The organism is Amycolatopsis sp. NPDC028719 (genome assembly GCF_055565395.1).
In genome coordinates this window covers 58,040-85,030 of the sequence record NZ_JBVHUL010000018.1, presented here as the reverse complement: position 1 = coordinate 85,030, position 26,991 = coordinate 58,040, and the positions used below count along the sequence as shown (strand labels likewise).

Here is a 26,991-nt window from a genome sequence, read left to right as displayed (position 1 = left end):
TGGCCACCGGTGAAAAACGTTCCGGACACCCTCCTATTCGGACGACTTCCCCCGCAGGTCGCGGCGACGCCGGTGACCGTCCGGCTACTCCGCGTCAGACTCCCCGGTGCGTTTACAACGTTCCGGCAACCGCCTTGACAGCGCCTGTGGTACGTACCACTCTAACCCCAACATTGGTCTACACCATTTGGGGCGCCTGGCCACGGTGGCCGGGCATGGAAAGGACGGCATCGAGTGAAACGCTGGCTCAAGCTGGCGGCGGGCGCCGCCGCAGTCACCCTCGCGACCGCAGGCTGCGCGGGCTCCAGCGGCACCGACACGGCCGCTTCGTCGAGCGGTGCTCCCGCGCCGATCACCGGCGACGTCACGGTCTGGCTGATGACCGGCTCCGCGCCGGCCACGCTGACCGACGCGCTCAACAAGGAGTTCGAAGCCGCCCACCCGGGCGTCAAGGTCAAGTACGAAATCCAGCAGTGGGACGGCATCCAGCAGAAGCTGACCACCGCGCTCGCCGGCGGGACCCCGCCGGACGTCATCGAGATCGGCAACACGCAGACCGCGGCGTTCGCCTCGAACGACGGCGTCCTGACCGACCTGACCGCCGACAAGGACAGCTTCAACGGCGCGCAGTGGCTGAAGGGGCTCGCGGACTCGGGCACCTACGAAGGCAAGGTCTACGGCGTCCCGTTCTACGCGGCGAACCGCGAGGTCATCTACCGCAAGGACATGTTCGAGCAGGCCGGCATCACCAAGACGCCGACGTCGAACGACGAGTGGATCGACGCGATCACCAAGCTGAAGACGAAGTTCGGCTCCGACCCGGACTTCCAGGCCCTCTACATGCCGGGTCAGAACTGGTACTCGCTGCTGTCGTTCATCTGGGACAACGGTGGTGACATCGCCCAGCCCGACGGCAAGAAGTTCAAGGCGACGCTGGACAGCGCCGGCGCGAAGGCGGGCCTCGAGTTCTACAAGAAGCTCGTCGACACCTCCGGCACCAAGGCGCCGAAGGACGCCGACGAGGCCAAGCCGCAGCAGGCGACCGTCTACGGCGGCGGCAAGGTGGCCATGATGATCGGTCTCCCGTGGGAGCTGCCGACGGCCGCCAAGACGGACCCGAGCCTGACCGCCAAGACCGGCGCGTTCGCGATCCCGAGCAAGACCGCCGGCCAGACCGCCCCGGTCTTCCTGGGCGGCTCCAACCTGGCGATCCCGGCCAACAGCAAGAACGCGGCCGCCGCCAAGGAGTACATCAAGCTGCTCTCCAGCCCGAAGTACCAGAGCCAGCTCGCCGCCGCCGGCGTCGTGCCCGGCACGTCGACCGACCTCACCGGCCTGGACAAGGACCCGCTGGGCAGCGTGATGGCGAAGGCCTCCACCAACGGCAAGGCCGTGCCGGCCAGCCCGCAGTGGGGTGACGTGGAGTCCGGCCAGAACCCGGTCAAGGACATGCTGACCGCGTACCTGACCGGCAAGAAGACGCTCGACCAGGCGACCGCCGACGCCAACGCAGCGCTGAACAAGCTCATCGGCGGATGACAGCGACCGCCAATGTGACGATGCCGGCGGGGGCGACCCCGCCGGCATCGCCGCGCGACACGCGGGCCAAGAAGCGCAGGCGGGGCCGGTTCGGCGACCGGGTGCTCCCGTACCTGCTGCTGCTTCCCGCGCTCGCCGCGATCCTGGTCCTGCTCGCCTGGCCGCTGGTCCAGGTGCTCGCGATCAGCTTCCGCAAGCTCGACATCGGCCAGCTGGTCTCCGGCAAGACCGTCTGGATCGGGTTCGACAACTACACGAACACGCTTTCGGACCCGGAGTTCTGGACGGTCACCTTCCGGACCCTGGTCTTCACCGCCGCCATCGTGGCCGCCACCATCCTCGGCGGCCTGCTGCTGGCGGTGCTCATGCGCCACCTCGGCCCGGTCGTGCGGATCATCGTGCAGGTCACGCTGGTCCTGGCGTGGGCGACGCCGGTGATCGCGACGACCACGGTGTTCCAGTGGATCTTCGACGAGCAGTACGGGATCCTCAACAAGACCCTCGACCGCCTCGGGTTCCACGGCTTCATCGGCTTCTCGTGGTTCTCCAGCGGCGCCAGCACGCTGTCGGTGATCGGGCTGCTCATCGTGTGGCAGGCCGTGCCGTTCGTGACGTTTTCGCTGTACGCGGGCATCATCGGCGTCTCGCGCGAGCAGTATGAGGCCGCCGGCATCGACGGCGCCAGCGCGTGGCAGACGTTCCGCGCGGTCACCTGGCCCGCGATCAAGCCGATCACCACCATGGTCACGTTCCTGTCGGTGCTGTGGGACTTCAACGCGTTCGCCCAGATCTGGGCGATCCGCGAGGGCGGCCCCGACGGCGAGAGCACCACCCTGGCCGTCGTGCTGTACCTCAAGGGCATCGCGGGCAACCACTTCGGCGCGGCGGGGGCCATCGCGACGTTGATGCTCATCGTGCTCGCGCTCATCACGGGCCGGTACATCCAGCTGCTCACCCGGACCCGGGAAGGTGATCTGTCGTGAAGAAATCGCTCTCGCAGCGGATCGTGCTCTCGGTCGTCGGCGTGCTCGTGGCGCTGGCCATCGTCTTCCCGACGTACTGGATGTTCGTCACGTCCCTGCGCACACCCGGCGAGATCCTCTCGCCCAAGTACGACCTGATCCCGACGTCGATCTCGTTCGGCAACTTCAGCACGGCGCTCGGCAAGGACAACTTCCCGACCTACCTGCTCAACAGCCTGATCGTCACGGTCGGCTCGGTGCTGTGCGCGCTGGTCGCCGGAACCCTGGCGGCGATCCCGCTGTCGCGGCTGCGCTTCACCGGCCGCAAGGGTTTCCTGGTGCTGGTCATGGTGGCGCAGCTGGCGCCGGTGTCGGCGCTGTTCATCCCGCTGTTCCTGCTCATGCGGGACGCCGGGCTGCTCAACACGCTGCCGTCGCTGCTGCTGATCTACTTCGCCACCACGCTGCCGTTCACGGTCTGGATGCTCTACGGGTTCGTCAACGGAATCCCGTACGAACTCGAAGAGGCCGCGATGATCGACGGCTGCAGCCAGACCGGCGCGTTCCGCCGGGTGACGCTGCCGCTGCTCGGCCCCGGCCTGGTCACCACGTCGGTGTTCAGCTTCATCACCGCGTGGAACGAGTACCTGTTCGCGCTGGTGTTCATCCAGGACAAGCCGAAGGAGACGCTGCCGGTATGGCTGGCGTCCTTCCGCACGGCGTTCGCCACCGACTGGGGCGGCGTCATGGCCGCGTCGGTCATCTACGCGATCCCGGCGCTGGTGTTCTTCCTGCTCGTGCAACGCAAGCTCGTGTCCGGCGCGACCGCCGGCGCCGTGAAGGGGTAGCCGTTGTCTTCGGATGTGGCAAAGCTCGCCGAGGCCGTCCTCCTGCCCGGGTTCGCCGGAACCACCGCGCCGGACTGGCTGCGCCGCCGGATCGCCGGCGGCCTGGGCGGGGTGGTGTTGTTCGGCCGCAACGTCGTCGACGACGAGCAGGTCGCCGCGCTCACCGCCCAGCTGCGGGGCGAGCGGGACGGTGTTGTCGTCGGGATCGACGAGGAAGGTGGCGACGTCACCCGCCTCGACGTCAACACCGGGTCGTTCGTGCCGGGCCCCCTCGCCCTCGGCGCGGCCGACGACCCGGAGCTGACCACGGCGGTCGCCGCCGCGCTCGGCGAGCGGCTGGCTGCGTGCGGGGTGACGCTGAACCTCGCGCCGTGCGCGGACCTGACCCTGGCGGCCGAGGACCCGATCATCGGCGTCCGGGCGTTCGGATCCGACCCGGCGAAGGCGTCGCCGCACGTCGCGGCCTACGTGACCGGCCTGCAGAAGTACGGCGTCGCGGCGTGCGCGAAGCACTTCCCGGGCCACGGCGCGGCGACCGAGGACTCGCACGTCGCGCTGCCGGTGCTGCCGCGGACCGTCGAAGAGCTGCGGGAGATCGAGCTGGTCCCGTTCGCCGCGGCGATCGGGGCCGGGGTGCGGTCGGTGATGTCGGGCCACCTGGTCGTGCGGGCCTGGGGCGACGAGCCGGCGACGCTCAACCGGACGGCGCTCACCGACGTCCTTCGCGGCGAGCTCGGCTTCACCGGCGCGGTGATCACCGACGCCCTGGAGATGGGGGCGGTTTCGGGCGCGTACGGCAAGCACGACGGCCTCGGCCGCTCGGCCGTGCGGGCGCTGGCCGCGGGTGCGGACGCGCTCTGCCTCGGGGGCGCGGCGTTCGAGGCCGAGCACCTGGACGCGTGCGTCGCGGCGATCGTGGCCGCGGTCGCGGCGGGGGAGCTGCCCCTGGACCGGCTGGCGGAGGCCGCGTCGCGGACGGCGGCGCTGGGCACCGACCCGGCGCCGGCTTCGGTGGGCCCGGTGGACCGGCGACTCGGCCTGGAGGCGGCCCGCAAGGCCCTCCGCGTCCGGGGTGACGTGCGGCTGGACGGGCCGCCGCTGGTCGTCGACGTCCAGACCGAGCCGACCATCGCGGCCGGCCCGATGCCGTGGGGCCTCGGCGCGCACCTGGCCGAGCTGGTGCCGGGCACGCGGACGTTCACCGCGGCACCCGGCGACGCCGACGCGGTCCTCGATGCGGCGCGGGACTTCCGCAGCGTCGTCGTGGTGACCCGGGAGGCGCACCGGCACCCGCGGGTGCGCGAGCTGCTGACTGCGCTGTCCACTGTGGACTACATCCGGGTGGAGACCGGCGTGCCGGGACCCGCGGACGGCGACGGCCCGCGGATCGACACGTTCAGCGGCTCCTACGTGAGCCTGCGCGCGGCGGCCGAGTACCTGGCCTGAGTTCCCCGTGGTGAAGCCCCGCCGGTGGTCCGGCGGGGCTTCGTCCTTTTCGCCGCATCTTCACAGCGCGTTCGTGCGTTTGTACGGGCCTTGTACCGGCGGTCGCCATGCTGTCCCCACAACGAATCCCGGAGGGACGGACAAATGAGAATTCGGATCGGGAAGCGGGCGGCCGGCGTGGCCGGTATCGCCGTGGCGATCGTGCTCGCCGGCGCCACCCCGGCCCTGGCGGCCACCGGCACGGTGCACACCGACTCGGGCGCGCCGCTGACCGTGCGCTCGGCCCCGAGCACCGGCGCGAGCTCGGCCGGCACGGTCACCGACGGCGCCGCCGTGGACATCGACTGCCAGACCACCGGCGAGACGGTCACCGGCAAGTACGGCACCAGCAACATCTGGGACCACGTGCCGGGCGGCTACATCACCGACACCTACGTCTACACCGGTTCCGACGGCCGGATCGCGCCGGACTGCACCGACGTGCCTACCGTGCCGACCGAGGTGTGTTCGACCTCCGGGCTGGGCGACCTGAACACCTGCGCCCAGGCGGTCACGAAGGCGAAGTCGCGGGTCCACACGAACTACGAGTCGTCCTACGACGGCTGGTGCGACCGCATCAACGCCCAGAACTACGGCTTCTCCGCGAGCGGCTCGACCACGGCGTACGTGCACTGGACGCAGATCCCCAGCGCGTACAAGCACCCGAACAGCACGGACGTCCCGGCGGGCGGGCTGGCGTTCTTCTCCAACGGCGGCGCGGGCCACACGATGATCTCCATCGGCGGCGGCAAGTTCCTGTCGAACGACATCAACGGCGCGGGCACGTACACCGAGACGACGATCGCGCAGATCAAGAGCAAGTGGGGCCAGACCTACCTCGGCTGGTCGCAGCCGTGGTTCAAGGTGAACCACTGACGAATCACCGACGCGGCTCTCGCCGGCCCCGGGGGTGGGCGAGAACCGCGCCGGTCGGAAACCCCGTCGCCGAGCGGTGGATCCCGCTCGACGAGCCGATGGTGATGTTCACCTTCGGCTGTGTGTGCTCCCGAGCGGCAGGGCCAAGCCCCGCCGCTCCGGCGGGATCGGCAGCGATCCCGGCTCGGTGGCGACAGCGTCACCGCGGCCCCGGCCACCATCCCCGGCCGGGGCTCGCCGCGGGTTGGCCGCTGCAGTGAATGACTCATTCCTGGCGCCGGACGCCAGGAATGAGTCATTCACTGCGTTCGGAGGCCTCGCGCTTGACGTGGTGCAGCACGAAGATTCCGCCCACCGCCGGGCGGTCCGAGCGCTCGTGGTCGGTCGCCACGTACTCGTCCAGCACCGCCAGGATCCGCCGGTCCAGCTCCTCGATCTCGTCGGGGGACAGGTGCAGCAGGAACTTCTCGTGCACCGCCACCGACTCCGGCCCGGCCGCCCGGATCTCCTCCTGGAAGATCTCGATCGGCGCGAACCGCGTCTCGGCGTCGGCTTCGGCCAGGGGGCCGTCCAGCCACCACGTCTCGTTGTTCGACTTGTACGGCTTCTCCAGCGCGCCGCTCGCTCCCGTGCGGACCGGCGCCTGCTCCAGCAACCCCGCCGACACCAGCTGGCGGACGTGGTGCAGGACCGTGCCGGGGTCGCGGCCGAGGCGGTCGGCCAGCTGCTTGTTCGTCAGCTCCTCGACCAGGCACATCCGCATGATGCGCAGCCGCAGCGGGTGGCCGAGGGCCTTGGCCTCCTCCGGCGTCGCCGGGCGCCGGCGGCGGGGTTCCGTCATGAGCGGAGCGTAGTCCATCGATGGAATAGAGCCACATCGATGGAGAAAAGCCCATCGATGTGCAATGCTCCACCAATGAACCCCGTGTTCTGGCGGTTGTGGTCCGCCGCCGGCCTGTCCAGCCTCGCCGACGGCGTCCTCAAGGTCGCGTTGCCGCTGGTCGCGGTCGGCTACACCCGGGAGCCCGCCCTCATCGCCGGGCTCGCCTTCGCCTTCAGCGTGCCGTGGCTGCTGTTCGCGCTGCCCGCCGGCGCGCTGGTCGACCGGCTCGACCGCCGACGCGCGATGCTCGTCGCCAACCTCGTGCGCGGCGCGCTGCTCGCCGGCGTCACGCTGCTGACCGTGTTCGGCGGGGGATCGATCTGGGCGCTGTACGTCGCCGCCGTGGGCGTCGGGTGTGCCGAGACGATCTACGACACCGCCGCGCAGTCGATCGTTCCGCAGGTCGTCGGGCGGGAGCAGCTGGCCCGCGCCAACGGCCGCATGTTCGCCGCCGAGCAGACGGCCAACGAGTTCGCCGGCCCGCCGCTCGCCGGCGTGCTGGCCGCGGCCGGGGTCGTCGCCGCGCTCGGCACGCCGGTGGCGCTGTGGGCCGTCGCGGCCGCGGCGCTGCTGCTCGTGCGCGGCGAGTACCGGATCCCGCGCGAGAAGCACACCACCCTGCGTGCGGACATCGCCGAAGGCGTCCGTTTCCTGCTGCGCCACAAGGTGTTGCGGACGTTCTCGGCCATGGTCGGCACGTTCAACTTCGCCACCGGCGCGACCTTCGCCGTCGTGGTCCTCTACGCGGTGGGCCCGGGTTCGGCGATGGGCCTGTCCGCACCGGCCTTCGGGCTGCTGATGGCCACGAGCGCCGCGGGCGGGCTGACCGGGTCGCTGGTCGCCGAAGTGGCGGAACGCCGGTTCGGCCGCGTCCGCACGCTCTGGATCTCCTGGCTCGCCGGCGGCCTTTCGGTCGGCACGCTCGCGTTGACCGCCAACCCGTACGCCGTCGCCGCGGGCTTCTTCGCCGGCGGCGTGGGCGTCATGGTGTCCAACGTCGTCATGGTCTCGCTGCGCCAGCGGCTCACCCCGGACGGGCTGCTGGGCCGGCTCAACAGCAGCTACCGGCTCGTGGCGTGGGGGACCAAGTCCCTCGGGGCCCTCGCGGGAGGAGCGATCGCGCAGGCCTTCGGGCTGCACGCGGTGTTCGTGGTCATGGCGGTGCCGGCCTTCGCCGTGCTCGCGGGCCTGCTCGTCATCACCGAAGACGCGCTCGCCGCCGCCGAGCGGGATCAGAGCGGGTGGGTCTCCGCGTAGGCCGCCCAGACCTTCTTCGGCACGCACATCCGCCAGGCGTCCAGGACGAGCTCGCGCATCTCGTCCGCGTCGATCGCCGCGAGGCGGCAGCGCACCCACTGGTAGCGCAGATCCGACGGCTCGGGCATGAGGAACTTCTCCGGTTCGCCCGCGACCAGCGCTTCCCGCTGGTCGCGGGGAAAACCGAAGCCCATCTCGGTCTCGTCCCGCGACAGCGCGACGAACACGATCTGCCCGACGCGGAACTTGGCCCGGTCGCGCACGACCGCCTCGTAGGCGCGGGGGAGCGTCAAGGCGAACGCGCGGACTTCGTCACCGGTGACCATGCCGGCCATTCAACCGCAGGAACCGGCGGCGCGGGTGCTCCGCGCCGCCGGTTCCGCGGATGTCACGCCCGGCAGGTCTTACCGCGGTTCACGCAGTTGACGAGCCCGCTCATGATCCGCTGCGACATCACGTTGGCGAAGTCGTCGTGGTCGGAGCCCGGGTTGTGCTTCTCCTGCGGGAAAGCGTCCACTTTGTACTGCTTCTTGACCTGGATGTCGTGCGGGATGTCGTAGGTCAGCGAGATCTGCAGCTGCGGGACGGCCTTGAACCCCTTGGCGCACCGGCCGAACTGGTCCGGGAACACGATGTGCGTGCGGTGGTTCGCGCTGTCGGTGTTCTGCCCGTCCCAGCAGCTCGGGAACGTGTGGATCCGCTTGACCTTGCTGTTCTGCGGGCAGATCGGGTACTTGTCCGTGACGCGGTTCTCGAACCCGCTGCACGTCCAGCTCGCGCGGGCGTTGGCCGGCCCGTTGGTCGAGACCTTCGCGTCGCCGTAGAGCACGCGCAGGAACTTCGGCATCGCCACGACCTTGCCGGCCGGGCTGCCGCGGAAGGTGATCTGCACCTTCTGCGGGCGCAGGATCTCGCCGTCGTTGCCCGGCAGCTCGTTGTTCTCGTCCTGGCCGGGGAGCGCGCCGCCCGCGGTGCTGCTCGGCGGCGGGGTGGGCGTCCCGGTGTCCTTGCCCGGCTTCGGCGCGCACGGCGCGAGGCCGCCGAGGTCCTTCGGCTTCGGCGCGAACCGGGCGATGATGGTGGCGATCCGCTCGAGGATCGCGGCGCGCCGGTCCTTCAGCGGGCCGAGGATGGCGTTCTGCACGAAGTTCGCGCCGCCCTGGCCCTGCGTCTGCGCGACGCGCTTGTTGGCCTCGTCGGTCTGCGTGTCGAGCTGGTCGAGGTTGTCGCCGACCTCGGCCATGGCCGGGTCGGGGACGTCGGTGAGCTTGCTGGCGACGTCCGGGCACGCGACCTGGACGGTCTTGGCCTCCTGGTCGGCCTGCGCCCGTTCGTTGTCCGGCGCCTTGGCGGGCTCGTTCTTCTCTTCCTCGCCGGTGTCGATGCGCACGACGGGCCAGAAGTAGGCGGACTTGTCGCCGTTGCGGCACGTGGTGCCGGCCTTGACGAGGCTCTTGTTGTTCGAGTCGGCGTTCGTCGAGAGGTTGCCGACGTAGTCGTGCAGGTGCTGCGCGCCGTTGCGGACGCCGGGCTGCGCGATGAAGTTGTCGGGGTTGAAGTGGCCGTTCTCGTTGCGGCCGCAGTCGACGGTGAACGTGCCGGTCGACGCGCCGTACACCGGGCGCGGGTCGAACTGGTTCGGCTCGACCTTGAGGATGTCGACGAAGAACGCGGGGTTGGCCTCGTCGGCGCTCGCTTCACCGGTGTTGCCGGTGGTCGTCGCGACGACGATACCGCCGACCGCGAGCGCGAGGGCGAGGCCGCCGGTCGCGATCTTCGTTCTGCGGGAAATGCGATGGCGCCCTTGGGTGCGGGACATGGGTGGATCCTCCGGGGTGTCGGGCTGGCGGGAATGCGCGACACTGGCGGCACGAGCCCAGGCTCGTGCTCACCAGACTGAGACATTCGAAAGCAGCGTCGGCGGGACGGACGATTCCCGGGCCGGCCACTGACCCGACATCAGTGGGTGCGCCGCCACCTGCCCGTGGCCGCGCCGTCAACCGGCTGGTTATCGTTCCGTGATGGAAGCTACACCGGGGTTTGACACCGGGCAAGAAGAAATTATCGGCAATTACCAACCGTCAGGCGGGGGTTCCGTTTCCGTAGTCGCGAGTGCTCGCGAAAAGGCGCCGGAAATAGCGGAAGAATGGCGTACGCGAAAACTGCGGGCGCGACGGCCCGCACCTGGATCACGCTGGGTTGCCGCGCGTGTCCCTCTCCGGCGTACTCGGGTGTGCGCTCATCCTGGGCCGCTGACCGGGGCGTTGTCCAGCTTCGGCGGGTGTGGCGAAAAACTTTGAACCGACCTGAACCCGCATCCGTATACCAGGGTGAGGCCTTCCGAATGCCCGCCGGCCGAATACCCGCCGACGCAGGAGAATCCGTGCCCGTGACCGCCGCCCCGAAAAGCCATGAACGACTCTTTCACCTCGTCCGGCGCGGTGAACGACTCGTTCATGACATCCGGGTCAGCGCAGCGCGGCCGGGACCGCCGGAATCGCGGACAGGGCCGAGCCAAGCCGGTGGCCGACCGCGATCCCGATCTGGTCGCGCAGCTCGGCCAGCTTGACCACGTCGAGGCCCGTCGCGATACCTTCGCGGTGGAAGAAGTCGACCAGGTCGTCCGTCGCCACGTTGCCGGACGCGCCCGGCGCGAACGGGCAGCCGCCGAGGCCGCCCAGGGCCGCGTCGAACCGGCGGATGCCCAGGCCCAGCCCTTCCCACGCGTTCGCCAGTGCCAGCCCGTACGTGTTGTGCAGGTGCAGGCCGAGCGGGACGTCCGGCAACTCGTCGCGGACCGCCGACACGACCGTGCGGAGCTGGCTCGGCCGCGCCGCGCCGATCGTGTCGGCGAGGTGGACCACGCGCGCGCCCAGCCGGCCCAGCCGCGCGGCGACGTCGGCGGTGCGGTCCGGGTCCGTGTCGCCGTCGAACGGGCACACGAACGCCGTCGCCACCGAAGCTTCGATGGCCACGCCCGCCTCCGTGAGCAGCGAAGCGCACCCGGCCAGCCGGTCGAGCGCCGCGGCCGTCGGCACGCCCGCGTTGGCGACGCTGTGCCCGTCGCTCGCGGACACGACCAGCCGCACCGTCCGGGCGCCCGCGTCGATCGCCTGCCGCGCCCCGCGTTCGGTGAACACCAGCGTGTGCAGCGCCGCCGGCGCGTCCAGCAGGGTCTTCAGCACCTCGCCGGTGCCGGCCATCTGCGGCACCCGGCGCGCGGAGACGAACGACCCGACTTCGAGGGATCGCACGCCCGCGTCGATGAGGCCGCGCGCGAGCCGGACCTTTTCGTGCGTCGGCAGGGTGACGGCCTCGTCCTGCAGGCCGTCGCGCAGCACGACCTCGGTGAGGAGCACTTCGGTCATGGTCAGATCACTCCGTTCTCGCGGAGGCGGGCGACCGCCTCGCCGGTGACGCCGAGCTCGGCGAGCACGGCCTCGGTGTGTTCGCCGAGCTCCGGCCCGAGCGCGTGGGTGCGGCCGGGGCGCTCGGTCAGCGTCGGCACGATGCCGGGGAACGTGACTTCGCCGTCGTGGCCGGGTACGCGGTGCCGCTCGTGCATGCCGCGGGCCTCGAAGTGCGGGTCCTTCGCGATGTCCGCGGCGGTCAGGATCGGTCCACACGGGACGGACGCCCCGCGCAGCACGGCTTCGGCGGCTTCCTGGGTGAGCGTCGCGGTCCACGCGCCGATCGCGTCGTCGAGCAGCCCGGCGTGCTCGACCCGGCCGGCGTTGTCCGCGAGCCGCGGGTCGCCGGCGAGGTCGTCGCGCCCGATGGCGTGCATGAGCCGGCGGAAGATCGCGTCACCGTTGCCGCTGACCACGATGTACTTGCCGTCGGCGCAGCGGTAGGTGTTGGACGGCGCCACCCCGGGCAGCGCGGAGCCGGCCGGACCGCGCTCGACGCCGGACACCTCGAAGTCCGGGAGCAGCGACTCCATCAGCGAATAGACGGCTTCGTACAGCGCGACGTCGACGACTTCACCCGGGGTGGCGCCCGGCTCGCGGTCGCGCCGGAGCAGGCCCATCAGGGCGCCGATCACCGCGTAGAGCCCGGCGACGGAGTCGGCGAGGCTGACCCCGACGCGCGTGGGCGGCCGGTCGGGGTAGCCGGTGAGCGCGCGCAGGCCGCCGATCGCCTCGGCGACGCCGCCGAAGCCCGGCCGGTCGCGGTACGGGCCGGTCTGGCCGTACCCGGAGACGCGGACGACGACCAGCCGCGGGTTGAGCGCGCGCAGCTCGCCCGGGCCGAGACCCCAGCGTTCGAGGGTGCCGGGACGGAAGTTCTCCAGGAGGACGTCGCTGCGGGCGGCGAGTGCGCGGACGAGTTCCTGGCCTTCGGGCCGGCGCAGGTCGACGGTCACCGAGCGCTTGTTGCGGCCGAGAGTGCGGAACAGCAGCGACGTGTCGCCGTCGTGCAGCCGCCAGCGCCGGAGCTCGTCCCCGGTGCCCGGGCGTTCGACCTTGACGACGTCGGCGCCGAAGTCCGCCAGGAGCCGGCCCGCGGTCGGCGCGGCGATGAAGTTCCCCAGTTCGACCACCCGGATGCCCGCCAGGGGCCCGGTTTGCTGACTCATGCCCGACTCCAAACCACGATGTGAGTTGTAAATCCAGAATACGGGCGAGTGTCGCCGAGTCAACAGCGTCGAGCGTGGATAGACTGTGCGGCACACCACGGGCACGGGGCGGGGCGATGGCAGAGGAAGAACGCAGCGGCACGACGCCGGTGCTCGTACTGCGCAAGTTCAAGCAGATCCTCGAGTCGTTCACGATCGACGACCCCGAGCTCACGCTGCAGCAGATCACCCGCTCGACCGGGCTGCCGGCGAGCACGTGCCAGCGGCTGGTGCACAACCTGGTGCGCGAAGGGTTCCTCGACCGCTACGACGACACCTACCGCGTCGGGCTCGGCCTGGTCCGCTGGGCGGCGCCGGGCACGTTCGGCCTCGACCTGGTCCGGCTGACCCGGCCGGTGCTGCAGCAGCTGCGGGACGAAACCGGCGAGACGGCCTGCCTGTACGTCCGCGACGGCGCGTACCGGACGGTGATTTCGCTGGCGGAGTCCCGGCACCCGGTGGTGCGGCTGTTCGTGGTCGGCATGGTGATGCCGCTGCACGCGGGCTCGGCCGGGAAGGTGTTCCTGGCCTGGGACAAGCTGGCGGTCAAGGACGCGATCGGCCACGGCCTGGCGCGTTTCACCCCGCGCACGACGGTCGACATCGACCTGCTCACCGAGCAGCTCGGGCAGATCCGCGAGGCGGGGTACGCGGTCAGCTTCGAGGAGCGAGACCTCGGCGCGGCGTCCCTGAGTGCTCCGGTGTTCGGCCTGAACGGTGAGGTCAGCGCGGCGATCGGGATCGGCGCGCCGACCCAGCGCATGACGCCGGCGGACGTGCCGCGGCTGGCGCCGATCGTGGTCGAAGCGAGCCGGCGCGCCTCGGAACGGCTCGGGTACCGGCCGGGTGTCGAGCAGGTCGCCGGGCTCTGAGCCTCGCGGGCGCGGCGTCGTGCCCGGTTCGTCCCGGCGTGCGGCTCGTTGCCCGTTAACGGATCCTGGTTGCGTCTCGCGCGTCCTTGACTCGGCGCCATCGCCGTCACATTATGGGTCGGCCAACCACATGGTGGAGAAGTCAAAGGAGACGACGGATGGCGAACATCCCCGACGCCGCCGTGCCGGACACCGGCACGATCGCGGGCCGGCTCGACCGGCTGCCCATCACCCGCACGCACCGCCGGGCCACCGTGGCCGTCGGGCTCGGCCTGTTCTTCGACTTCTACGAGGTCTTCCTGACCGGCGTGCTCAGCTCGGTGCTCGTCGAGGAGTTTTCCCTCACGAAGGCGGAGCTGCCGCCGCTGCTGGCGTCGACGTTCGTCGGCATGTTCTTCGGCGCCCTGCTGCTCGGCCGGCTCGCCGACCGGTTCGGCCGCCGCGGCGCGTTCCTGCTGAACCTCGGGCTCTACTCGCTCTTCTCGCTGCTCGGCGCGTTCAGCGGCAGCGCGCTGATGCTGCTGGTGACGCGGTTCTTCGCGGGCATCGGGCTGGGCGCGGAGCCGCCGCTGGCCGACACCTACCTCACCGACCTGCTCCCGGCGCGCAAGCGCGGCCGGTTCATCGCCTGGGCGTACACACTCGCCTTCTGCGGCTTCCCGGTCGTCGGCTTCCTCGCCCGCGGCCTGACCGAACACGAGATCCTCGGCATCGCCGGCTGGCGCTGGCTGTTCGTGATCGGCGCGCTCGGCGCGGGCGCCGTGTTCCTGCTTCGGCGCGGCCTGCCCGAGTCGCCGCGGTGGCTGGAGTCCGTCGGCCGCACCGACGAGGCCGAGCACCTGGTGGCCGGGCTCGAAGCCGAGGCACGCGGCGGCGTCAACGAAAATCCCGCCCCGCCGCGCGGCACCACCCGCAGGCGCGCCGCCGCGCCGGTGCGGGACCTCTTCGGGCCGGCGCTGCGCCGCCGCACCTGGATGATGGTCGTGTTCCAGATCCTGCAGACGCTCGGCTACTACGGCTTCGGCACGCTGGTGCCGCTCGTGCTGGCCGCCAAGGGGTACGCGCTTTCGCAGTCGCTGCTGTTCGCCGCGCTGACCTACCTCGGCTACCCGGTCGGCTCGGCCCTGTCGCTGCCGCTCGTGGAACGCTTCGAGCGGAAGTACCTCGTGGTCGGCTCGGTGCTGGCCATGGCGGTGTTCGGCATCGCGTTCGGTTACTCGGGTTCGATGGCGCTGATCCTCGTGTTCGGCTTCCTCTACACCGCGACCAGCAACGTCTTCTCGAACGCCTACCACATCTACCAGGCCGAAATCTTCCCGACGGCGTTGCGCTCGACGGCGTCGAGCGGCACCTATTCGCTTTCGCGGCTGGCGAGCGGCGCGATGCCGTTCGTGCTGGTGCCACTGCTGAACTCGAGCGGCCCGACGACGCTGTTCCTGGTCGTGGCCGGGGCGCTGGTGGTGGTGGCCGTGGACATCGCGGTGCTCGGCCCGCGCACGACCGGCCGCCGCCTGGAGAGCCTCAACGACGAGGCCGCGCCGCCGCTTCGATGACCGCGACGGCCTCGTCGACCGGCAGCCGGGCGGTGTCGACGACGAGGCGGTCCCGGGTCCACGGCTCGTACTCCCGGCTCACGATCTGCTGCCACGTCGGCGGCACGAGATCCCGGATGCCGACGTCGCGCGTTTCCGCGCGGCGCCGGTGTTCGGCGGGGTCCGAGCAGACGATTTCGGTTTCGAGTACCCGCGCGCCGTGGCCGAGACCGGTGTCCCGCCAGGCATCACGGGTCACGGCCAGCGGGTTGACGCACTCGGCGATCACGCTGACCCCGGTGCGCAGCAGATCGGCGGCGACCTCCCGGGCGACGACGTAGCCGACGGGCCCGAGCGGCTGCACCAGCGGAGTGGCGCGGACGATGGCCTGTTCGACGGTGTCGACCCGCAGGAAGGAGAACCCGGTGCGCCGGGCCAGTTCCGTGGCGACGGTGGTCTTCCCGGTGGCGGGCAGCCCGCCGACGACGATCAGGAGCGGAGGCACGGCCGCATGATCGCACGCCGCGGCGGCGGAGAGACGGCGCGGCCGCGCGGCCCCGGTTGGGGCCGGCGGCGAATCGGTGGCCGCCGCGAGATCAGCGCGGGATGCCGGTGGCGGTCGCCGTAGTCGGGGTGGTGGCCGACAGATCAGGCCGGTCGTGGCCGGTGCGGGATGTCACGCGGTCCGGGGGAGCGAAAGCGGTCGCGGCCGGACCGGCGCCGGTGGCGGTGCGGCGCATGGCTGGTGCGGGCGGCGGCGCAGTGGCCGGTGGAGCGAACCGGGTCGCGGCGGGCACGGGATGCCCCGCGGCCGGGAACACCGCATCGGAAGAGGCCAAGTCCCTCGATGCGGCCGCCCCGTCAGGAGGCCGCCCGCTTCTGGGCCACCAAGCCGCGCCGCAGGGTGGTCAATGCCCGGTGCTGGGCGACGCGGACCGCTCCCGCGCTGCTCAGCCCCACCGCCGCGGCCGTCTCCTCGGCCGAAAGGCCCAAGATGATGCGCAGCACCAGAATCTCCCGCTGCCGCGGCGGAAGCGTGTCGAGCAGGTCCGCCGACCAGTCCAGGCCCGCGGCGCGCTCGATCTCTTCGCCCGTCGGGTCGCCGCCCGTTCCGCGCTCGGCCGGGGGATCGGCCACCGGGCTCGTGCGGTCGCGCGCCCGGCGGCGGTGGAAGTCGGAAACCTTGTGCGCCGCGATGCCGAACACGAACGCCAGGAAGCTGTCGGCCTCGTAGCGGTAGCCCGGCAGCGCGCCGACGACCGCCAGGAGCACCTCCTGCGCGCAGTCCTCGGCGTCCGACGAGCCGTCCTGCCACGTGCCGAGCCGGCCGAGGCAGTAGCGGAACACCATCGGCCGCAGGGCGCGCAGCACACCGGCGATTCCGGCGCGGTGGCCGGCGATCGCGGACCGGACCAGCTCCGGATCGAGGCTGAACGTCGCCGTGGGAGCGGGCTCACCCGTGGCGGACTGCGGCGGCATCGGGTCTCACCTCTCCTCGGCGACTGACGGTCACGACGCTAGGTGACGCCGCGTGGCCGCCGCACCGGCCGGGCGGCCGCCGCGGCCCGGGTCTTCCGGCCCTGGCGCGACACCGCGCGGCGTGCCTGCCCGGACACCCCGGCCGGGCCGGGCCGAACGGCCCTACCGGCCGCCTCGGCCCACCACTCACGCTGGCGATCGGGATTTTCACGGGGAGAAACGCAGGGACGCGATGGTGGACGACGTGGGCTTCGGGCTGCTGCTCGACCGGCAGCAGTGCCTGGCCCTGCTGCGGACGGCGAGCCTCGGCCGGGTGATCTTCACCCACCGGGCCATGCCGGCCGTCCGGCCGGTGCGCTTCACCGTCGTCGGCGAGGCCGTCGTGTTCGCCGTCCCGACCGGCAGTCCCCTCTACGCGGGCGTGCGCGACGCCGTCGTCGCGTTCGAGGCCGACGACATCTCCGCCGACTTCGGCGCCGGGTGGTACGTCAGCATCCTGGGCCGGGCCGCCGAGTCCCCGGCCGACGGCGCCGCGATCGCCTGCCTGTGCCCCTCGCTCGCCGGCCGCCGCTTCCTGCGGATTCCGGTCGAGTCCGTGACCGGTCACCGCATCGCCTGCCACGCGGAGTAACAAAGCCGCTCCGCCGATCGACCCACCGGATGGACGAACCGGATTGGGCCGACACGGGCAGTCGCCTGTGGGACCCTTGACGGCCCGGGGACCACCCCGGGATCGGGCTCACGTGGGGTCGGCGGGAAGTGGCGGACGAAATCGGCATGCCGGCGATCCTGGCCGCGGTGGCCGGGATCGCGCGTGAGCTGGAGGTGCCGGCGGTACTGGCCGCCGGGGTGACGGCAGTGTGCGAACTGGTCGGCGCCCGGCACGGCCGCGTCGAGCTGACCGGTCCCGAAGGCGCCGTCGCCGAGTACGGCCGGGCCGCCGGCAACGGGGTGGTCGAGCTGCCGATGCGGGCCGGGCCGGAGACGATCGGCCGGTTCGAGGTCGAGCCCGCTCCCGGTCGCGAATTCGGCCGCCGCGAGCGGGAGGTGCTGGGTGCGCTCGTCGCCGCGACCGCGATGGCCGTCGACAAGGCCGTGCTCGTCGACCGGATGCGCCGCCGCGAACGCTGGCTGCAAGCGTCCTACGACGTCACGCGGGCGCTGCTCGGCGCCCAGGACCTGCGCGCCACCCTGCGGTTGATCGCCGAACGCGCTCGCGTGGTGGCCGGCGGCACCGGGGGCGCGATCGCGCTGCCGGCCGGTCCGGGACAGCTGGTCTTCGACGTCGTCGAGCCGCCGGGCGCGGACGCCGACCGGCTCGCCGGGCTGACCGTCCCGGCCGAAGGCACCGCCACCGGGATGGCGTTCACCACCCGCCGCCCGGTCGTCGTGCGCGACTACGGCGACCACGTGCAGGAAGAACAGCGAGACCGCGCCGGGCCGATGCCGGCGATGATCAAGGACCTGGACTCGGCGATCTCGGTACCGCTGCTCGTCGGCGACGAGACGCTGGGCGTGCTGGTCGTCGCGAAGTTCCGGGACAAGACGCCGTTCACCGAAGCCGAGGTCCAGATGGCCGAGACCTTCGCCGGGCACGCGGCGCTCGCCGTCGAGTTCTCCCGGGCGCAGGAGGCGCGCCAGCAGCTGGCGGTGTTCGAGGACCGCGACCGGATCGCCCGCGACCTGCACGACCTGGTCATCCAGCGGCTGTTCGCGACGGGGCTCGGGCTGGAGGGCGTCAGCCGGCTGATCGCCGATCCGGCCGTCGGGGGGCGCGTCGCCGGCTTCGCCCAGGACCTCGACGGCACTATCCGCGAGATCCGCAACAGCATCTTTTCGCTGCAGGCGCCCGCGCAGGCGCAGGGAAGCCTGCGCGCCGAGCTGCTGCGGGTCGCCGTCGACGCGCGGGACACGCTGGGCTTCGAGCCGCGAGTCGGCTTCGACGGGCCGCTCGACGCGGCGGTGCCGGACGCCGTCCGGTCCGACCTGATCGCGTCGCTGCGCGAGGCGCTGACGAACGTGGCGCGCCACGCCGGGGCGACGTCGTCCTCGGTCGAGGTCACCGTGGACGGGGCCGGCCGGCGGCTGAGCCTCCTCGTGCGCGACGACGGGACCGGCCCGCCGCCGGAACGCGAGCGCGTCAGCGGGCTCGCCAACCTGGCCGCCCGCGCGGCCCGGTGGGGCGGGACCTGCGAGCTGGTGGCCGCCGAGGGCGGCGGCTCCCGGCTGGAATGGACCGTGGAGCTGCCGGCCCGGACGGGCGAGCAGGGGAGTGGACGATGACGATCTCGGTGTTCCTGCTGGACGACCACGAGCTGGTCCGCACCGGCCTGAAGACCGTCTTCGAGTCCGAAGAGGACATCGAGGTGGTCGGCGAGGCGGGGACGGTGGCGGAGGCGCTGGTCCGGATCCCGCAGGCCCGCCCGGACGTCGCGATCCTCGACGTCCGGCTGCCGGACGGCCAGGGCGTCGAGGTGTGCCGCGAGATCCGCTCGACCGTCGAGCCGGCGCCGGCGTGCCTGATGCTCACGTCCTATTCGGACGACGACGCGCTCTTCGGCGCGATCATGGCGGGCGCGGCCGGGTACATGCTCAAGCAGGTGTCCGGCCGGTCGCTGGTCGACGCCGTCCGCACGGTCGCCGTCGGCGGCTCGCTGCTGGACGCCACGCTGACCGCGTCGGTGATGAACAAGCTGCGCGGCGAGGACGTCGCGGCCCCGGACCCGCGGTACGAGCAGCTCAGCCCGCAGGAGCGGCGGGTGCTGGACCTCGTCGCCGAAGGCCTGACCAACCGGCAGATCGCGGAGCGGTTGTTCCTGGCGGAGAAGACGGTGAAGAACTACGTGTCGTCGGTGCTGCACAAGCTCGGGGTCGAGCGGCGCACCTCGGCGGCGGTGTACGTGTCGCAGCGACGCGCCGACGGCGGCCGTTCGACCTGATCACGCGCCCACTCGGCGGAAACCCGTGCGGCATCCGACGTATCTGGTCCCCCATGCGATACACCTGTCGGGTGACGCACGAGCTGTCGTGCGCGGCAGAGGGGACAGCATGTCGGGGTTGTCGAGCGGGGACTACGTCACGCAGCAGATCAAGGCGCTGGCCAGAGCCGTGCGCAGGGAAGGTGCCGGCGGCCTCGGCACGCGCAGCTTCCAGCTGGCCGAGCACCTGGCGGCGGAAGGGGGCATCCACCGCGGCGACATCCTGACGGCGACGGCGACGCTCCTGGCGATGACGGCGTGGTGCGACGGCGAGGCGGACGCGGCCTGCCGGTTCGCGGAACTGGCCGGCGAGCACGACGAGGACTCGCGGGAACTGGTGACCCACCTGCTGCGGCTGGAAGCCGGGGCGGACCAGGGGTGGCTGCCGCAGGAGCAGGTGGAGGCGCTGCTGGAGTACGCGCGCCGCGCCCGCCGGGGCGACTTGGCGCTGCGGGTGCGCGCGATCGCCGGGTCACGCGGCGGACGGCACCGCCGGGACAACTGACGGTTCCGGTGCCGTGGGTGGTGAGCCGGGTTCCGACCGGCGCACCACCCACGACCGGATAGCCGGCGCGGCTAGCTCGTGAGGGGACGCGCGGGGTCCGCCAGCGCGTCCGGGTCCACCGTCCGTCCACCGCGGATCAGCTCGCGGACCGCGTCGAGGCCTTCGTCCCACCGGTTGACGTGCAGCCCGGCGACCACCCGGCCGCCCGCCAGCCAGAACGCGTGGAACGCCTCGTCGTCGCCGCGCTTCACCACGCGGTCGTAGCCGCCGGGCGGGAACCAGCCCGTGAACTCCATGCCCATGTCGTACTGGTCCGAGAAGAAGTACGGCAGCTCGTCGTGGACCACCTCGTGGCCGAGCATCGACCGCGCCGCCGCCGGGCCGCCGTTCGCCGCCGCCGCCCAGTGCTCGACGCGGATGCGGCGGTCGTAGCCCGGGTGCCACGCGCTCGCGACGTCGCCCGCCGCGAACACGTCCGGGTCCTCCGTGCGCAGGGCCGCGTCCACGCAGACGCCGTCGTCGACGGCCAGTCCCGCGTCCGACGCCAGCTGGGTCTCCGGCCGGGCGCCGATCCCGACGACGACCACGTCGGCCGGGATGTCGCCCGCGTCCGTCGTCACCGCCGTGACCGCGGTGTCGCCGGCGAAGCCCGTGACACCGGTGCCGAGCCGCAGGTCGACGCCGTGCCGGCGGTGCAGGCTCGCGAAGTACTCGCCCAGCTCCGGCCCGAGCGTCGCGTGCAGCGGGGAGGGAGCGGGCTCGACGATCGTCACCTCGCAGCCGTAGGTCCGCGCCGCCGCCGCGGTTTCCAGGCCGATCCAGCCCGCGCCCGCCACGACGACCCGGCCGCCCGAAGCCAGCGCCTCGCGCAGCCGGTCGGCGTGCGCGAGCCGGCGCAGGTAGTGGACGCCCTTCAGGTCGTTGCCGGGCACCCGCAGCCGCCGCGGCGACGCCCCGGTCGCCAGCAGCAGCTTCGTGTAGCCGAGGCGTTCGCCGCCGGCCAGCTCGATTTCGTGGGCGGTGCGGTCCAGCGCCGTGACGCGCCGGCCGGTCAGCACCTCGATGTCCTGCTCGGCGTACCACTTCTCGTCGTGGACGAAGACCGACGCCCGGTCGTCCTGGCCGAGCAGGTAGCCCTTCGACAGCGGCGGCCGTTCGTACGGCAGGTCCGGCTCCGCGCCGACGAGGACGACGCGGCCGGCGAACCCTTCCGCGCGCAGCGTTTCCGCGGCCTTCGCGCCGGTGAGCCCGCCGCCGACGATGACGTGGGTGTCCATCAGGAAATCACGCCGGTCAGCGCGAAGAACTCCTGCCGCGACTTGGGTTCCTCGCGCAGCACCCCGTGCAGAGCCGACGTCACGGTGAGCGCGCCGGTCGCCCGCACCCCGCGCAGCGACATGCACAGGTGCTCGGCTTCGATGACGACGCCGACGCCCTTCGGCGCCAGGTGCTCCTGCAGCCAGTCCGCGACCTGCTTGGTCAGCCGTTCCTGCACCTGCAGGTCGCGCGCGAACAGCTCGACGACGCGGGCGAGCTTCGACAGGCCGAGGATCCGCTCGCCGGGGAGGTAGCCGACGTGCGCGACACCGCGGAAGGGGAGCAGGTGGTGCTCGCACAGCGACTGCACCGGGATGCTCTTCGCCAGCACGAGCTCGTCGTAGCCCTCGTCGTTCGGGAACGTCGTCAGCTTGAAGTCGCGCGGGCGCAGCATTTCCGCGTAGGCGTTGGCGACCCGCCGCGGCGTGTCGCCCAGGTGCTCGGACGACGGGTCCTTGCCCAGGGCACGCAGCAGGTCGGCGACCGCGCGCTCCGCCGCGCGCAGGTCCATGGTGTCGCGGTCGTGGACGACACCCAGGTGCCGCAGCGGCACCGGTTCGCGGACGGGATCGACGGTCACGGAGGCCTCCTTCTAAAACCAAGTCGAGCCGACGTTAGAAGCCCGCGCGGGTTTTCGTCAACGATTATTTGTTTTAGAGTGCGGAGATGCACAAGTCCCAGGCCGGTGCGCTGGCCGCGGTCGCGGCCCTCGACGAGCCGACGCGCCGGCGGCTGTACGAGTACGTCGTCCGGCGCCCGGCGCCGGTGAGCCGCGACGACGTCGCCTCGGCCCTCGGCGTGCCCCGCGCGACCGTCGCCTTCCACCTGGACCGCCTGGTGGAGGAGCAGCTCCTGGTGGTCGAGTACGAGCGCCGCAGCGGCCGCACCGGGCCGGGCGCGGGCCGCCCGGCCAAGCTCTACCGCCGGTCCGACCGGCAGGTGAGCGTCTCGGTGCCCGAGCGCCACTACGAGCTGGCCGGCGGGCTTCTCGCGTCGGCGATCGAGGAAGCCGACGAGACCGGCGGTTCGGCGCGCGAGATCCTGGGCCGCCGCGCCCGCGACCACGGGGCCGAGGTGGCCGCCGGTGCGCCGGACATCGTCGCCGCGCTCGAGGAGCACGGGTTCGAACCGCGCGTCGAGGGCGACGGGGTACTGTTCGGCAACTGCCCGTTCCAGCGGCTGGCCCGCACGCACACCCGGCTGGTCTGCGAAATGAACCTCGGGCTGGTCGAAGGGCTGGTCGACGGCGTGGGCGAGGGCCGCCTGCGCGCCCGGCTGGACCCGCAACCCGGATTCTGCTGCGTGCGCCTCGCCCCCGCTTGAGCTCAGCCGCGCCGGGCCAGGTGCGCGGCCAGCGCGTCGTGGTAGGCGAACAGCGCGGGGACGCCGCCACTGTGCAGCACCACCACGCGGTGCCCGGCGGTCCAGCGCCCGGCCGCGTGGTGGGAAAGGAACCCGGCGAAGGTCTTCCCGCTGTAGACCGGGTCGAGCAGGACGCCCTCGGTGCGGGCCAGCAGCAGGATCGCGTCGAGGCACTCCTCGGTCGGGTCGCCGTACTCGCGCCCGACGAACTCGTCGTGGAGCTCGACCTCCGGCGGCTCGCCGCCGAGCCCGAGCAGCCGGGTCAGCTCGGCCCACCAGTGGCGGTACCCGGCCTGGCAGCCGGCGCGGTCCTCGTTGACGCTGATGCCGATGATCGGGCAGCCGAACCCCTGGTCCCGCAGGGCGAGCGTCAGGGCGGTGAAGATCCCGCCGGTGCCGAACGGCAGGTAGACGGCGTCGGGGCGGTCGCCGGATCCCCGCAGCTGCGCGGCGAGCTCCAGCCCGGCCCGCACGTAGCCGAGGCAGCTGTGCGGCGTGGTGCCGCTGATCGGCACGGCGTGCGGCCGTCGCCCCGCCGCGCGCAGCTCGTCGCACACCGCGCGGACGTGCTCGTCGAGGGCCCAGTGGTCCTCGACGTCGACCACCCGGACGTCGGCGCCGAGCAGCCGCACGGTGAGCAGGTTGCCCTGGAACTCGTCGTAGGCGTCCCGGCTGAGCACGACCGTGCAGTCCATCCCGAGCCGGCGCGCGGCCGCGGTGGTGAGGCGGGCGTGGTTGCTCTGCATCGACCCGCACGTGACGACGACGTCCGCGTCCGCGTGGCGGGCCCGCGCCAGTTCGTACTCGAGCTTGCGGGGTTTGTCGCCGCCGAGGGCGAGGCCGGTGAGGTCGTCGCGCTTGAGGAGGACGCGGGGGCCGAGCCGCTCGCCGAGCCGGGCGAGGACGTCGAGCGGCGTCGGGGTGAGGGCGAGGTCTTCGCGGGGGAACCGCTCGAGCCGGGTGGCCAGGTCCATGGTCTTTCCCTTCTAGCGCGGGAGGAACGGGAGGACGAAGAGGAAGGCGCCGAAACCGACGAGGGCGCCCGAGGCGACGCGGTGGAGGTGGCGCCCGCGCAGTTTCCGGGCCAGCCGCGTGCCGAGCAGGGTGCCGGCGCCGGCCAGCACGCCCAGGACGCTGCCGAGTCCGAAGTGGACGGAGCCCTGCGCCGCGTAGCCCAGCGTCGCGAAGCCGACGAGGGGGAGCTGGATCAGCTGCCCGGCCGCGATCGTCGTCAACGCCGGGACGCCGAGGGCCAGCAGCACGGGGACGAGCAGCACCGGCCCGCCCGTGCCGGTCAGCGCCGAGCCGAACCCGACGGCCGCCCCCACCGCGACGGCGGCGGGCGCGGGCAGCTCGCGCGCTTCACGTGGGCGTGCCCAGAGGTTGAAGGCGCCGGAGCCGGCGGTCACGGTGGCCAGGAACAGCCAGAGGACGGTCGCCGGGATGACGCCGTTCACCAGCGCGCCGGCCGCCGCGGCCGGTGCCGCGCCGAGGGTGAGCCAACCCCCGAAGCGCCACGGCATCGCCTGGTGGCGCGCGTAGGCGACGGTGCCGACGATGCCGGTGAACAGGAAGCACCAGCTGCTGGTGCCCGCCGCCGCGTGGATGTCGAGCCCGGCGAGCCAGGTCAGCGCGGGTGGCAGGAGGACGCCGCCGATGCCGATCGCCCCGATGAAGACGCCGACCGGCACCGCCACCAGCAGGACGGCTAACACGAGCCGAAGTGCTCGCGAAGCCGGTGCAGCCGCCGAAGCTGCGACGGGGGAAGGGCGGCGCAGCCGGCGGCATTGTCCACAGCGGACAGCAGGTGCCGTCGTGAGACGGCGGCCGCGGCCGGGCCGTCGCCCCGGGCGAGCGCGGCGACGATCTCGCGGTGGTCGTCGGTCCAGCGGCTCTTGGTGTCCGATACCCACGCCGTCGCCTGCGTTTCCCGCCAGACCGGCCCGGAGGCCCGTTCGAGCAGGGTGAAAACCTGCTCGCGCAGGTCCGGATTCCGGCAGACCCCGGCGATCGCGGCGTGCAGCCGGTGGTCGGTGTCGGCGGGGATCGCGTCGCCGCCGGTGACCAGGGCCATCCCGGCGACGGCCTCGTGCGCCAGGTCGAGCGCGGCGGGATCCGGATCGGCCGCGGCGAGGGTCAGCACGGCCGGTTCGAGGATCAGCCGGGCCTCGAGGAGGTCGACGACCTCTTCGAAGGTCCGCGCGGCGCGGACGTGCCGGGCGGACCCGGGGACCGGGGACCTCCCGAGCACGACGGTGCCGCGCCGGCGCCGCGCTTCGACGTAGCCGGCGAACTGGAGCGCGCTGAGGGCTTCGCGCACTGAAGGCCGGCTGACCTCGAACTCGCGGGCGAGCTCCAGTTCGGTGGGCAGGATGGTGCCGACGGGCCAGCGCCCGTCGTCGACGCGGGCTCGCATCTCGACGGCGATCCGGAGTCCGGCGGTGGTCTCCATGCCGCCGACGGTAGCACGATATGTCAGGCATATCAGCTCGCGGTGTCCGGCTTGTCGCTGTGCTGGTGCCGTGCTGTTGGCCGGTTGCCAGCGCCCCAATGCCACATTGGGTGCGTCAGGCGCACCCAATGTGGCCTTCGGTGCGTGAGACGCACCCAATGCCACATTGGGGCGCTGGCCGGCGGCCAACAAGCGGAACCCGGCAGGCGGAACCCGGCGGGCGGGACCCAAGACGCGAACCCACAGGTCGTGAAGGGCACCTTCAGGGACCTCCAGTCCGTGAAGGTGCCCTTCACGGCAGTGCGCTACTTGGCCGGGACCTCGCCGAGGCTGCCGGTGACCGCGGTCGTGATCGCGCTCGCGCCGAGTTCCGTGCCCGGCTTGATCCACGGCTGGTCCGGCTCCGCGCCCGCGATCGACCGCTCGCCGATGAACCGGCCCGTCACCGGGTCGATGATCAGCTGCCGGATCTCGTGCCGGTCGTCGAGGCCGAGCGCGACGCCCGTGCGGCCGTCGAGGTTCGTCTCCGCCGCCAGCACCGTCATGCCCGGGATCTTCGCCAGCGCCCGGTACCACTGCGCGCGCAGCTCGGCGGGCATCACCCCGGCCCGCAGGATCTCGATGCCGAAGTGGAACATCGCGGACGGCGTCGAGCCGCGGCCCTTCGTCAGGCTCTGCAGCTTCGCGTACAGCGCGGCCGGGTCGTGCGGCAGCTTCGCGTAGAACGCCGGGCTGTCCCAGTCCGTGGGGTCGTCGCACTTCTTCGCCGGCTTCGACTTCGGGAAGAAGTCGCCGCACCGGCCCTGCCACTGGCCCTGGTCGGTGTCGGTGATCTCCGGCTCGGGCGACTGGGACTGCGGTTGCGAACCGCCCAGGAACTTGCCGGTGTCGAGGATCTTGCGGTTCTGCTGCCAGACGTCGTGGGCGTCGGCCGGGATCCAGAGGTCGACCTGCTGCTCCCACAGGTACGTGTAGCCGGTCGCGTCGCCGGTCTGGACGCCGCGTCCGACCCACGTGTGCTCGCCGACGTACCGGAACTGCCCGGGGCCGACGGGCTGGTCGACCGCGCCGACGCTGAGGTCGGCCGCCCGGTCCAGCACCTGCGTCGCCGACATCAGCTTGATGTCGGGCCAGTTCGCGGTCGGGTTCGCGCCCGGGTTCGTGCTCGGCACCGGGGGCGCGGGCGCCGGTCCGGCGGTGGGCCCGGACGAACCCGTCTGGACGACGACGACCGTCACCGCGACCACCCCGGCCACGGCGGCGGCGACCGGCAGGGCGAACCGGCGGGCGCGCCTCGGCCGCAGCGGGACGACGGTCGAGCCGGCGTCCAGCTCCGCCATCAGCTTCGCGCGGGCCGCGGACAGGTCCGCGGGTGCCTTGCGGGCGTCGCGGTGGAGCAGCTCGAGGGTTTCGTCGAGCTCATGCATGGGGGTTCTCCTCGGTGGGGACGAGCAGGGCCTGGAGGCGGTGGCGGACGCGGTGCAGGCGCGAGCGGACCGTGCTGGCGGGCACGCCGAGCGCCTCGGCGACTTCGGCCGGTTCCAGCCCGGCCCAGGACGTGAGCAGCAGGACGTCACGGTCCTGTTCGGACAGCGCGGCGAGCTCGCCGGCCAGGACGCGCAGGCGTGCGGCCGCGTCGACCCGGCCGGCCACCGCGGCGTCGTGGTTTTCTTCCGGACGCTCTTCGGCGCCGGCCTTCGCCGTCAGCTGGAACCCGCGGACCTCCTGGCGCACGTGGTTGCGCAGCAGGTTGGTCGCGATCCCGTAGAGCCAGCCGCGGATCGGCGCCTTCTCGGGGTCGTAGCTGGTCCGTCTGCGCAGCGCGACGACGAACGTCTCCGCCACGAGGTCGTCGGCGGCGTGCACGCCCACCCGGCCCGCGAGGTAGCCGCGCAGGGGATGGGCGTACTCGTCGAAGAGCCGCGAGAAGACCTCTTTCGGATCCTTCGCGGCGAGGTCGGGCCGGTCGAGCCGTTCCACGATTCTGGTCACGCTACTGGTTGTCGCGACCCGTCGCCCGCGTCCC

At 72.3% G+C, this 26,991-nt stretch carries 27 protein-coding genes; 13 read left to right on the top strand and 14 right to left on the bottom strand.

The genetic code is table 11. The features are described from left to right. Window positions 1–234: 234 nt before the first annotated feature. The 5 genes from ACZ4TR_RS48045 to ACZ4TR_RS48025 all read left to right on the top strand — a co-directional run bounded on the left by ACZ4TR_RS48045 (window position 235) and on the right by ACZ4TR_RS48025 (window position 5,710). Window positions 235–1,539: a sugar ABC transporter substrate-binding protein gene (locus ACZ4TR_RS48045; RefSeq protein WP_465295756.1), complete on the top strand. Its 1,305-nt coding sequence runs from the start codon at window positions 235–237 to the stop codon at window positions 1,537–1,539. Further along, a complete protein-coding gene (locus tag ACZ4TR_RS48040) occupies window positions 1,536–2,522 on the top strand; it encodes a carbohydrate ABC transporter permease (protein ID WP_285481823.1) in 987 nt (328 codons plus the stop codon). Before ACZ4TR_RS48045 ends, ACZ4TR_RS48040 begins: the two co-directional genes overlap by 4 nt. Then, a complete protein-coding gene (locus ACZ4TR_RS48035) occupies window positions 2,519–3,349 on the top strand; it encodes a carbohydrate ABC transporter permease (protein WP_465295754.1) in 831 nt (276 codons plus the stop codon). The genes ACZ4TR_RS48040 and ACZ4TR_RS48035 overlap by 4 nt, the downstream gene beginning before the upstream one ends. A gap of 3 nt (window positions 3,350–3,352) precedes the next feature. Beyond that, window positions 3,353–4,795 (top strand): glycoside hydrolase family 3 protein, encoded by a 1,443-nt coding sequence (locus tag ACZ4TR_RS48030; protein WP_465295752.1) that lies wholly within the window; start codon window positions 3,353–3,355, stop codon window positions 4,793–4,795. A gap of 144 nt (window positions 4,796–4,939) precedes the next feature. Beyond that, window positions 4,940–5,710 (top strand): SH3 domain-containing protein, encoded by a 771-nt coding sequence (locus ACZ4TR_RS48025; protein ID WP_465295750.1) that lies wholly within the window; start codon window positions 4,940–4,942, stop codon window positions 5,708–5,710. 295 nt (window positions 5,711–6,005) lie between these two features. Here the strand turns inward: ACZ4TR_RS48025 and ACZ4TR_RS48020 are convergent, their stop codons facing one another. Further along, window positions 6,006–6,551, bottom strand: a complete 546-nt coding sequence (locus ACZ4TR_RS48020) for an ArsR/SmtB family transcription factor (RefSeq protein ID WP_465295748.1) — start codon at window positions 6,549–6,551, stop codon at window positions 6,006–6,008. 75 nt (window positions 6,552–6,626) lie between these two features. Here ACZ4TR_RS48020 and ACZ4TR_RS48015 point away from each other — a divergent pair, with 75 nt between their 5' ends. After that, window positions 6,627–7,850, top strand: a complete 1,224-nt coding sequence (locus ACZ4TR_RS48015) for an MFS transporter (RefSeq protein ID WP_465295746.1) — start codon at window positions 6,627–6,629, stop codon at window positions 7,848–7,850. Here the strand turns inward: ACZ4TR_RS48015 and ACZ4TR_RS48010 are convergent. From ACZ4TR_RS48010 to ACZ4TR_RS47995, 4 genes are all read right to left on the bottom strand, one after another. Beyond that, on the bottom strand, window positions 7,826–8,176 hold the full coding sequence (locus ACZ4TR_RS48010; RefSeq protein WP_364524014.1) for an MmcQ/YjbR family DNA-binding protein: 351 nt from the start codon (window positions 8,174–8,176) through the stop codon (window positions 7,826–7,828). The two genes, ACZ4TR_RS48015 and ACZ4TR_RS48010, sit on opposite strands and share 25 nt — an antisense overlap. Before the next feature lie 62 nt (window positions 8,177–8,238). Beyond that, on the bottom strand, window positions 8,239–9,669 hold the full coding sequence (locus tag ACZ4TR_RS48005; protein ID WP_465295744.1) for a DUF1996 domain-containing protein: 1,431 nt from the start codon (window positions 9,667–9,669) through the stop codon (window positions 8,239–8,241). A gap of 649 nt (window positions 9,670–10,318) precedes the next feature. Continuing rightward, window positions 10,319–11,218, bottom strand: coding sequence for a hydroxymethylglutaryl-CoA lyase (locus tag ACZ4TR_RS48000; RefSeq protein ID WP_465295742.1), 900 nt, complete (start codon window positions 11,216–11,218; stop codon window positions 10,319–10,321). A gap of 2 nt (window positions 11,219–11,220) precedes the next feature. Next, complete coding sequence (locus ACZ4TR_RS47995; protein WP_465295740.1) at window positions 11,221–12,429, bottom strand: CaiB/BaiF CoA transferase family protein; 1,209 nt, start codon at window positions 12,427–12,429, stop codon at window positions 11,221–11,223. A 116-nt stretch (window positions 12,430–12,545) separates the two neighbouring features. Between ACZ4TR_RS47995 and ACZ4TR_RS47990 the strand changes: the two genes are divergently transcribed. Next, entirely contained in the window at window positions 12,546–13,340 is a 795-nt protein-coding gene (locus ACZ4TR_RS47990) for an IclR family transcriptional regulator (protein ID WP_364524022.1), read from the top strand. Window positions 13,341–13,498: 158 nt separating this feature from the next. Further along, on the top strand, window positions 13,499–14,893 hold the full coding sequence (locus tag ACZ4TR_RS47985; protein ID WP_465295738.1) for an MFS transporter: 1,395 nt from the start codon (window positions 13,499–13,501) through the stop codon (window positions 14,891–14,893). Here ACZ4TR_RS47985 and ACZ4TR_RS47980 read toward each other — a convergent pair. Together ACZ4TR_RS47980 and ACZ4TR_RS47975 are read right to left on the bottom strand one after the other, a co-directional pair. Beyond that, a complete protein-coding gene (locus tag ACZ4TR_RS47980; protein WP_465295736.1) occupies window positions 14,862–15,377 on the bottom strand; it encodes a P-loop nucleotide/nucleoside kinase family protein in 516 nt (171 codons plus the stop codon). The two genes, ACZ4TR_RS47985 and ACZ4TR_RS47980, sit on opposite strands and share 32 nt — an antisense overlap. Window positions 15,378–15,733: 356 nt before the next feature. After that, window positions 15,734–16,351, bottom strand: coding sequence for a sigma-70 family RNA polymerase sigma factor (locus ACZ4TR_RS47975; RefSeq protein ID WP_465295734.1), 618 nt, complete (start codon window positions 16,349–16,351; stop codon window positions 15,734–15,736). Between the two features lie 232 nt (window positions 16,352–16,583). Between ACZ4TR_RS47975 and ACZ4TR_RS47970 the strand changes: the two genes are divergently transcribed. From ACZ4TR_RS47970 to ACZ4TR_RS47955, 4 genes are all read left to right on the top strand, one after another. Beyond that, window positions 16,584–16,982 (top strand): pyridoxamine 5'-phosphate oxidase family protein, encoded by a 399-nt coding sequence (locus ACZ4TR_RS47970; protein WP_465295732.1) that lies wholly within the window; start codon window positions 16,584–16,586, stop codon window positions 16,980–16,982. 146 nt (window positions 16,983–17,128) lie between these two features. After that, window positions 17,129–18,634: a GAF domain-containing sensor histidine kinase gene (locus ACZ4TR_RS47965; protein WP_465295860.1), complete on the top strand. Its 1,506-nt coding sequence runs from the start codon at window positions 17,129–17,131 to the stop codon at window positions 18,632–18,634. Then, window positions 18,631–19,290 (top strand): response regulator transcription factor, encoded by a 660-nt coding sequence (locus ACZ4TR_RS47960; protein ID WP_364524032.1) that lies wholly within the window; start codon window positions 18,631–18,633, stop codon window positions 19,288–19,290. The genes ACZ4TR_RS47965 and ACZ4TR_RS47960 overlap by 4 nt, the downstream gene beginning before the upstream one ends. 109 nt (window positions 19,291–19,399) lie before the next feature. Beyond that, window positions 19,400–19,834, top strand: a complete 435-nt coding sequence (locus ACZ4TR_RS47955) for a hypothetical protein (protein ID WP_465295730.1) — start codon at window positions 19,400–19,402, stop codon at window positions 19,832–19,834. Window positions 19,835–19,905: 71 nt separating this feature from the next. Here ACZ4TR_RS47955 and ACZ4TR_RS47950 read toward each other — a convergent pair whose 3' ends face one another. Both ACZ4TR_RS47950 and folE read right to left on the bottom strand, forming a co-directional pair. Then, window positions 19,906–21,111 (bottom strand): NAD(P)/FAD-dependent oxidoreductase, encoded by a 1,206-nt coding sequence (locus ACZ4TR_RS47950; RefSeq protein WP_465295728.1) that lies wholly within the window; start codon window positions 21,109–21,111, stop codon window positions 19,906–19,908. Further along, window positions 21,111–21,731 carry a GTP cyclohydrolase I FolE gene (folE, locus tag ACZ4TR_RS47945; RefSeq protein ID WP_465295726.1) on the bottom strand — a complete coding sequence of 207 codons (621 nt, stop codon included), beginning with the start codon at window positions 21,729–21,731 and terminating at the stop codon, window positions 21,111–21,113. The genes ACZ4TR_RS47950 and folE overlap by 1 nt, the downstream gene beginning before the upstream one ends. An 86-nt stretch (window positions 21,732–21,817) precedes the next feature. Here folE and ACZ4TR_RS47940 point away from each other — a divergent pair, with 86 nt between their 5' ends. Next, complete coding sequence (locus ACZ4TR_RS47940) at window positions 21,818–22,474, top strand: helix-turn-helix transcriptional regulator (RefSeq protein ID WP_465295724.1); 657 nt, start codon at window positions 21,818–21,820, stop codon at window positions 22,472–22,474. Window positions 22,475–22,476: 2 nt separating this feature from the next. On the opposite strand, the gene ACZ4TR_RS47935 is transcribed toward ACZ4TR_RS47940, so the two are convergent. From ACZ4TR_RS47935 to ACZ4TR_RS47915, 5 genes are all read right to left on the bottom strand, one after another. Further along, window positions 22,477–23,487, bottom strand: a complete 1,011-nt coding sequence (locus ACZ4TR_RS47935; protein WP_465295722.1) for a 1-aminocyclopropane-1-carboxylate deaminase/D-cysteine desulfhydrase — start codon at window positions 23,485–23,487, stop codon at window positions 22,477–22,479. Between the two features lie 12 nt (window positions 23,488–23,499). Next, entirely contained in the window at window positions 23,500–24,228 is a 729-nt protein-coding gene (locus ACZ4TR_RS47930; RefSeq protein WP_465295720.1) for a sulfite exporter TauE/SafE family protein, read from the bottom strand. Then, complete coding sequence (locus ACZ4TR_RS47925; RefSeq protein ID WP_465295719.1) at window positions 24,222–24,965, bottom strand: FadR/GntR family transcriptional regulator; 744 nt, start codon at window positions 24,963–24,965, stop codon at window positions 24,222–24,224. Before ACZ4TR_RS47925 ends, ACZ4TR_RS47930 begins: the two co-directional genes overlap by 7 nt. 305 nt (window positions 24,966–25,270) lie before the next feature. Beyond that, window positions 25,271–26,392, bottom strand: a complete 1,122-nt coding sequence (locus ACZ4TR_RS47920; RefSeq protein ID WP_465295717.1) for a CU044_5270 family protein — start codon at window positions 26,390–26,392, stop codon at window positions 25,271–25,273. After that, window positions 26,385–26,957, bottom strand: coding sequence for an RNA polymerase sigma factor (locus tag ACZ4TR_RS47915; protein ID WP_364528348.1), 573 nt, complete (start codon window positions 26,955–26,957; stop codon window positions 26,385–26,387). Before ACZ4TR_RS47915 ends, ACZ4TR_RS47920 begins: the two co-directional genes overlap by 8 nt. Window positions 26,958–26,991 lie beyond the last annotated feature (34 nt).

Excerpts from the sequence above, each read along its gene's own strand:
- ACZ4TR_RS48040 (WP_285481823.1), top strand. The coding sequence starts at position 1,536 with ATGACAGCGACCGCCAATGTGACGATGCCGGCGGGGGCGACCCCGCCG.
- ACZ4TR_RS48025 (WP_465295750.1), top strand. The coding sequence starts at position 4,940 with ATGAGAATTCGGATCGGGAAGCGGGCGGCCGGCGTGGCCGGTATCGCC.
- ACZ4TR_RS48020 (WP_465295748.1), bottom strand. The coding sequence starts at position 6,551 with ATGACGGAACCCCGCCGCCGGCGCCCGGCGACGCCGGAGGAGGCCAAG.
- ACZ4TR_RS48015 (WP_465295746.1), top strand. The coding sequence starts at position 6,627 with ATGAACCCCGTGTTCTGGCGGTTGTGGTCCGCCGCCGGCCTGTCCAGC.
- ACZ4TR_RS48010 (WP_364524014.1), bottom strand. The coding sequence starts at position 8,176 with ATGGTCACCGGTGACGAAGTCCGCGCGTTCGCCTTGACGCTCCCCCGC.
- ACZ4TR_RS48005 (WP_465295744.1), bottom strand. The coding sequence starts at position 9,669 with ATGTCCCGCACCCAAGGGCGCCATCGCATTTCCCGCAGAACGAAGATC.
- ACZ4TR_RS48000 (WP_465295742.1), bottom strand. The coding sequence starts at position 11,218 with ATGACCGAAGTGCTCCTCACCGAGGTCGTGCTGCGCGACGGCCTGCAG.
- ACZ4TR_RS47995 (WP_465295740.1), bottom strand. The coding sequence starts at position 12,429 with ATGAGTCAGCAAACCGGGCCCCTGGCGGGCATCCGGGTGGTCGAACTG.
- ACZ4TR_RS47990 (WP_364524022.1), top strand. The coding sequence starts at position 12,546 with ATGGCAGAGGAAGAACGCAGCGGCACGACGCCGGTGCTCGTACTGCGC.
- ACZ4TR_RS47985 (WP_465295738.1), top strand. The coding sequence starts at position 13,499 with ATGGCGAACATCCCCGACGCCGCCGTGCCGGACACCGGCACGATCGCG.
- ACZ4TR_RS47975 (WP_465295734.1), bottom strand. The coding sequence starts at position 16,351 with ATGCCGCCGCAGTCCGCCACGGGTGAGCCCGCTCCCACGGCGACGTTC.
- ACZ4TR_RS47970 (WP_465295732.1), top strand. The coding sequence starts at position 16,584 with ATGGTGGACGACGTGGGCTTCGGGCTGCTGCTCGACCGGCAGCAGTGC.
- ACZ4TR_RS47965 (WP_465295860.1), top strand. The coding sequence starts at position 17,129 with ATGCCGGCGATCCTGGCCGCGGTGGCCGGGATCGCGCGTGAGCTGGAG.
- ACZ4TR_RS47960 (WP_364524032.1), top strand. The coding sequence starts at position 18,631 with ATGACGATCTCGGTGTTCCTGCTGGACGACCACGAGCTGGTCCGCACC.
- ACZ4TR_RS47955 (WP_465295730.1), top strand. The coding sequence starts at position 19,400 with ATGTCGGGGTTGTCGAGCGGGGACTACGTCACGCAGCAGATCAAGGCG.
- ACZ4TR_RS47950 (WP_465295728.1), bottom strand. The coding sequence starts at position 21,111 with ATGGACACCCACGTCATCGTCGGCGGCGGGCTCACCGGCGCGAAGGCC.
- ACZ4TR_RS47940 (WP_465295724.1), top strand. The coding sequence starts at position 21,818 with ATGCACAAGTCCCAGGCCGGTGCGCTGGCCGCGGTCGCGGCCCTCGAC.
- ACZ4TR_RS47935 (WP_465295722.1), bottom strand. The coding sequence starts at position 23,487 with ATGGACCTGGCCACCCGGCTCGAGCGGTTCCCCCGCGAAGACCTCGCC.
- ACZ4TR_RS47925 (WP_465295719.1), bottom strand. The coding sequence starts at position 24,965 with ATGGAGACCACCGCCGGACTCCGGATCGCCGTCGAGATGCGAGCCCGC.
- ACZ4TR_RS47920 (WP_465295717.1), bottom strand. The coding sequence starts at position 26,392 with ATGCATGAGCTCGACGAAACCCTCGAGCTGCTCCACCGCGACGCCCGC.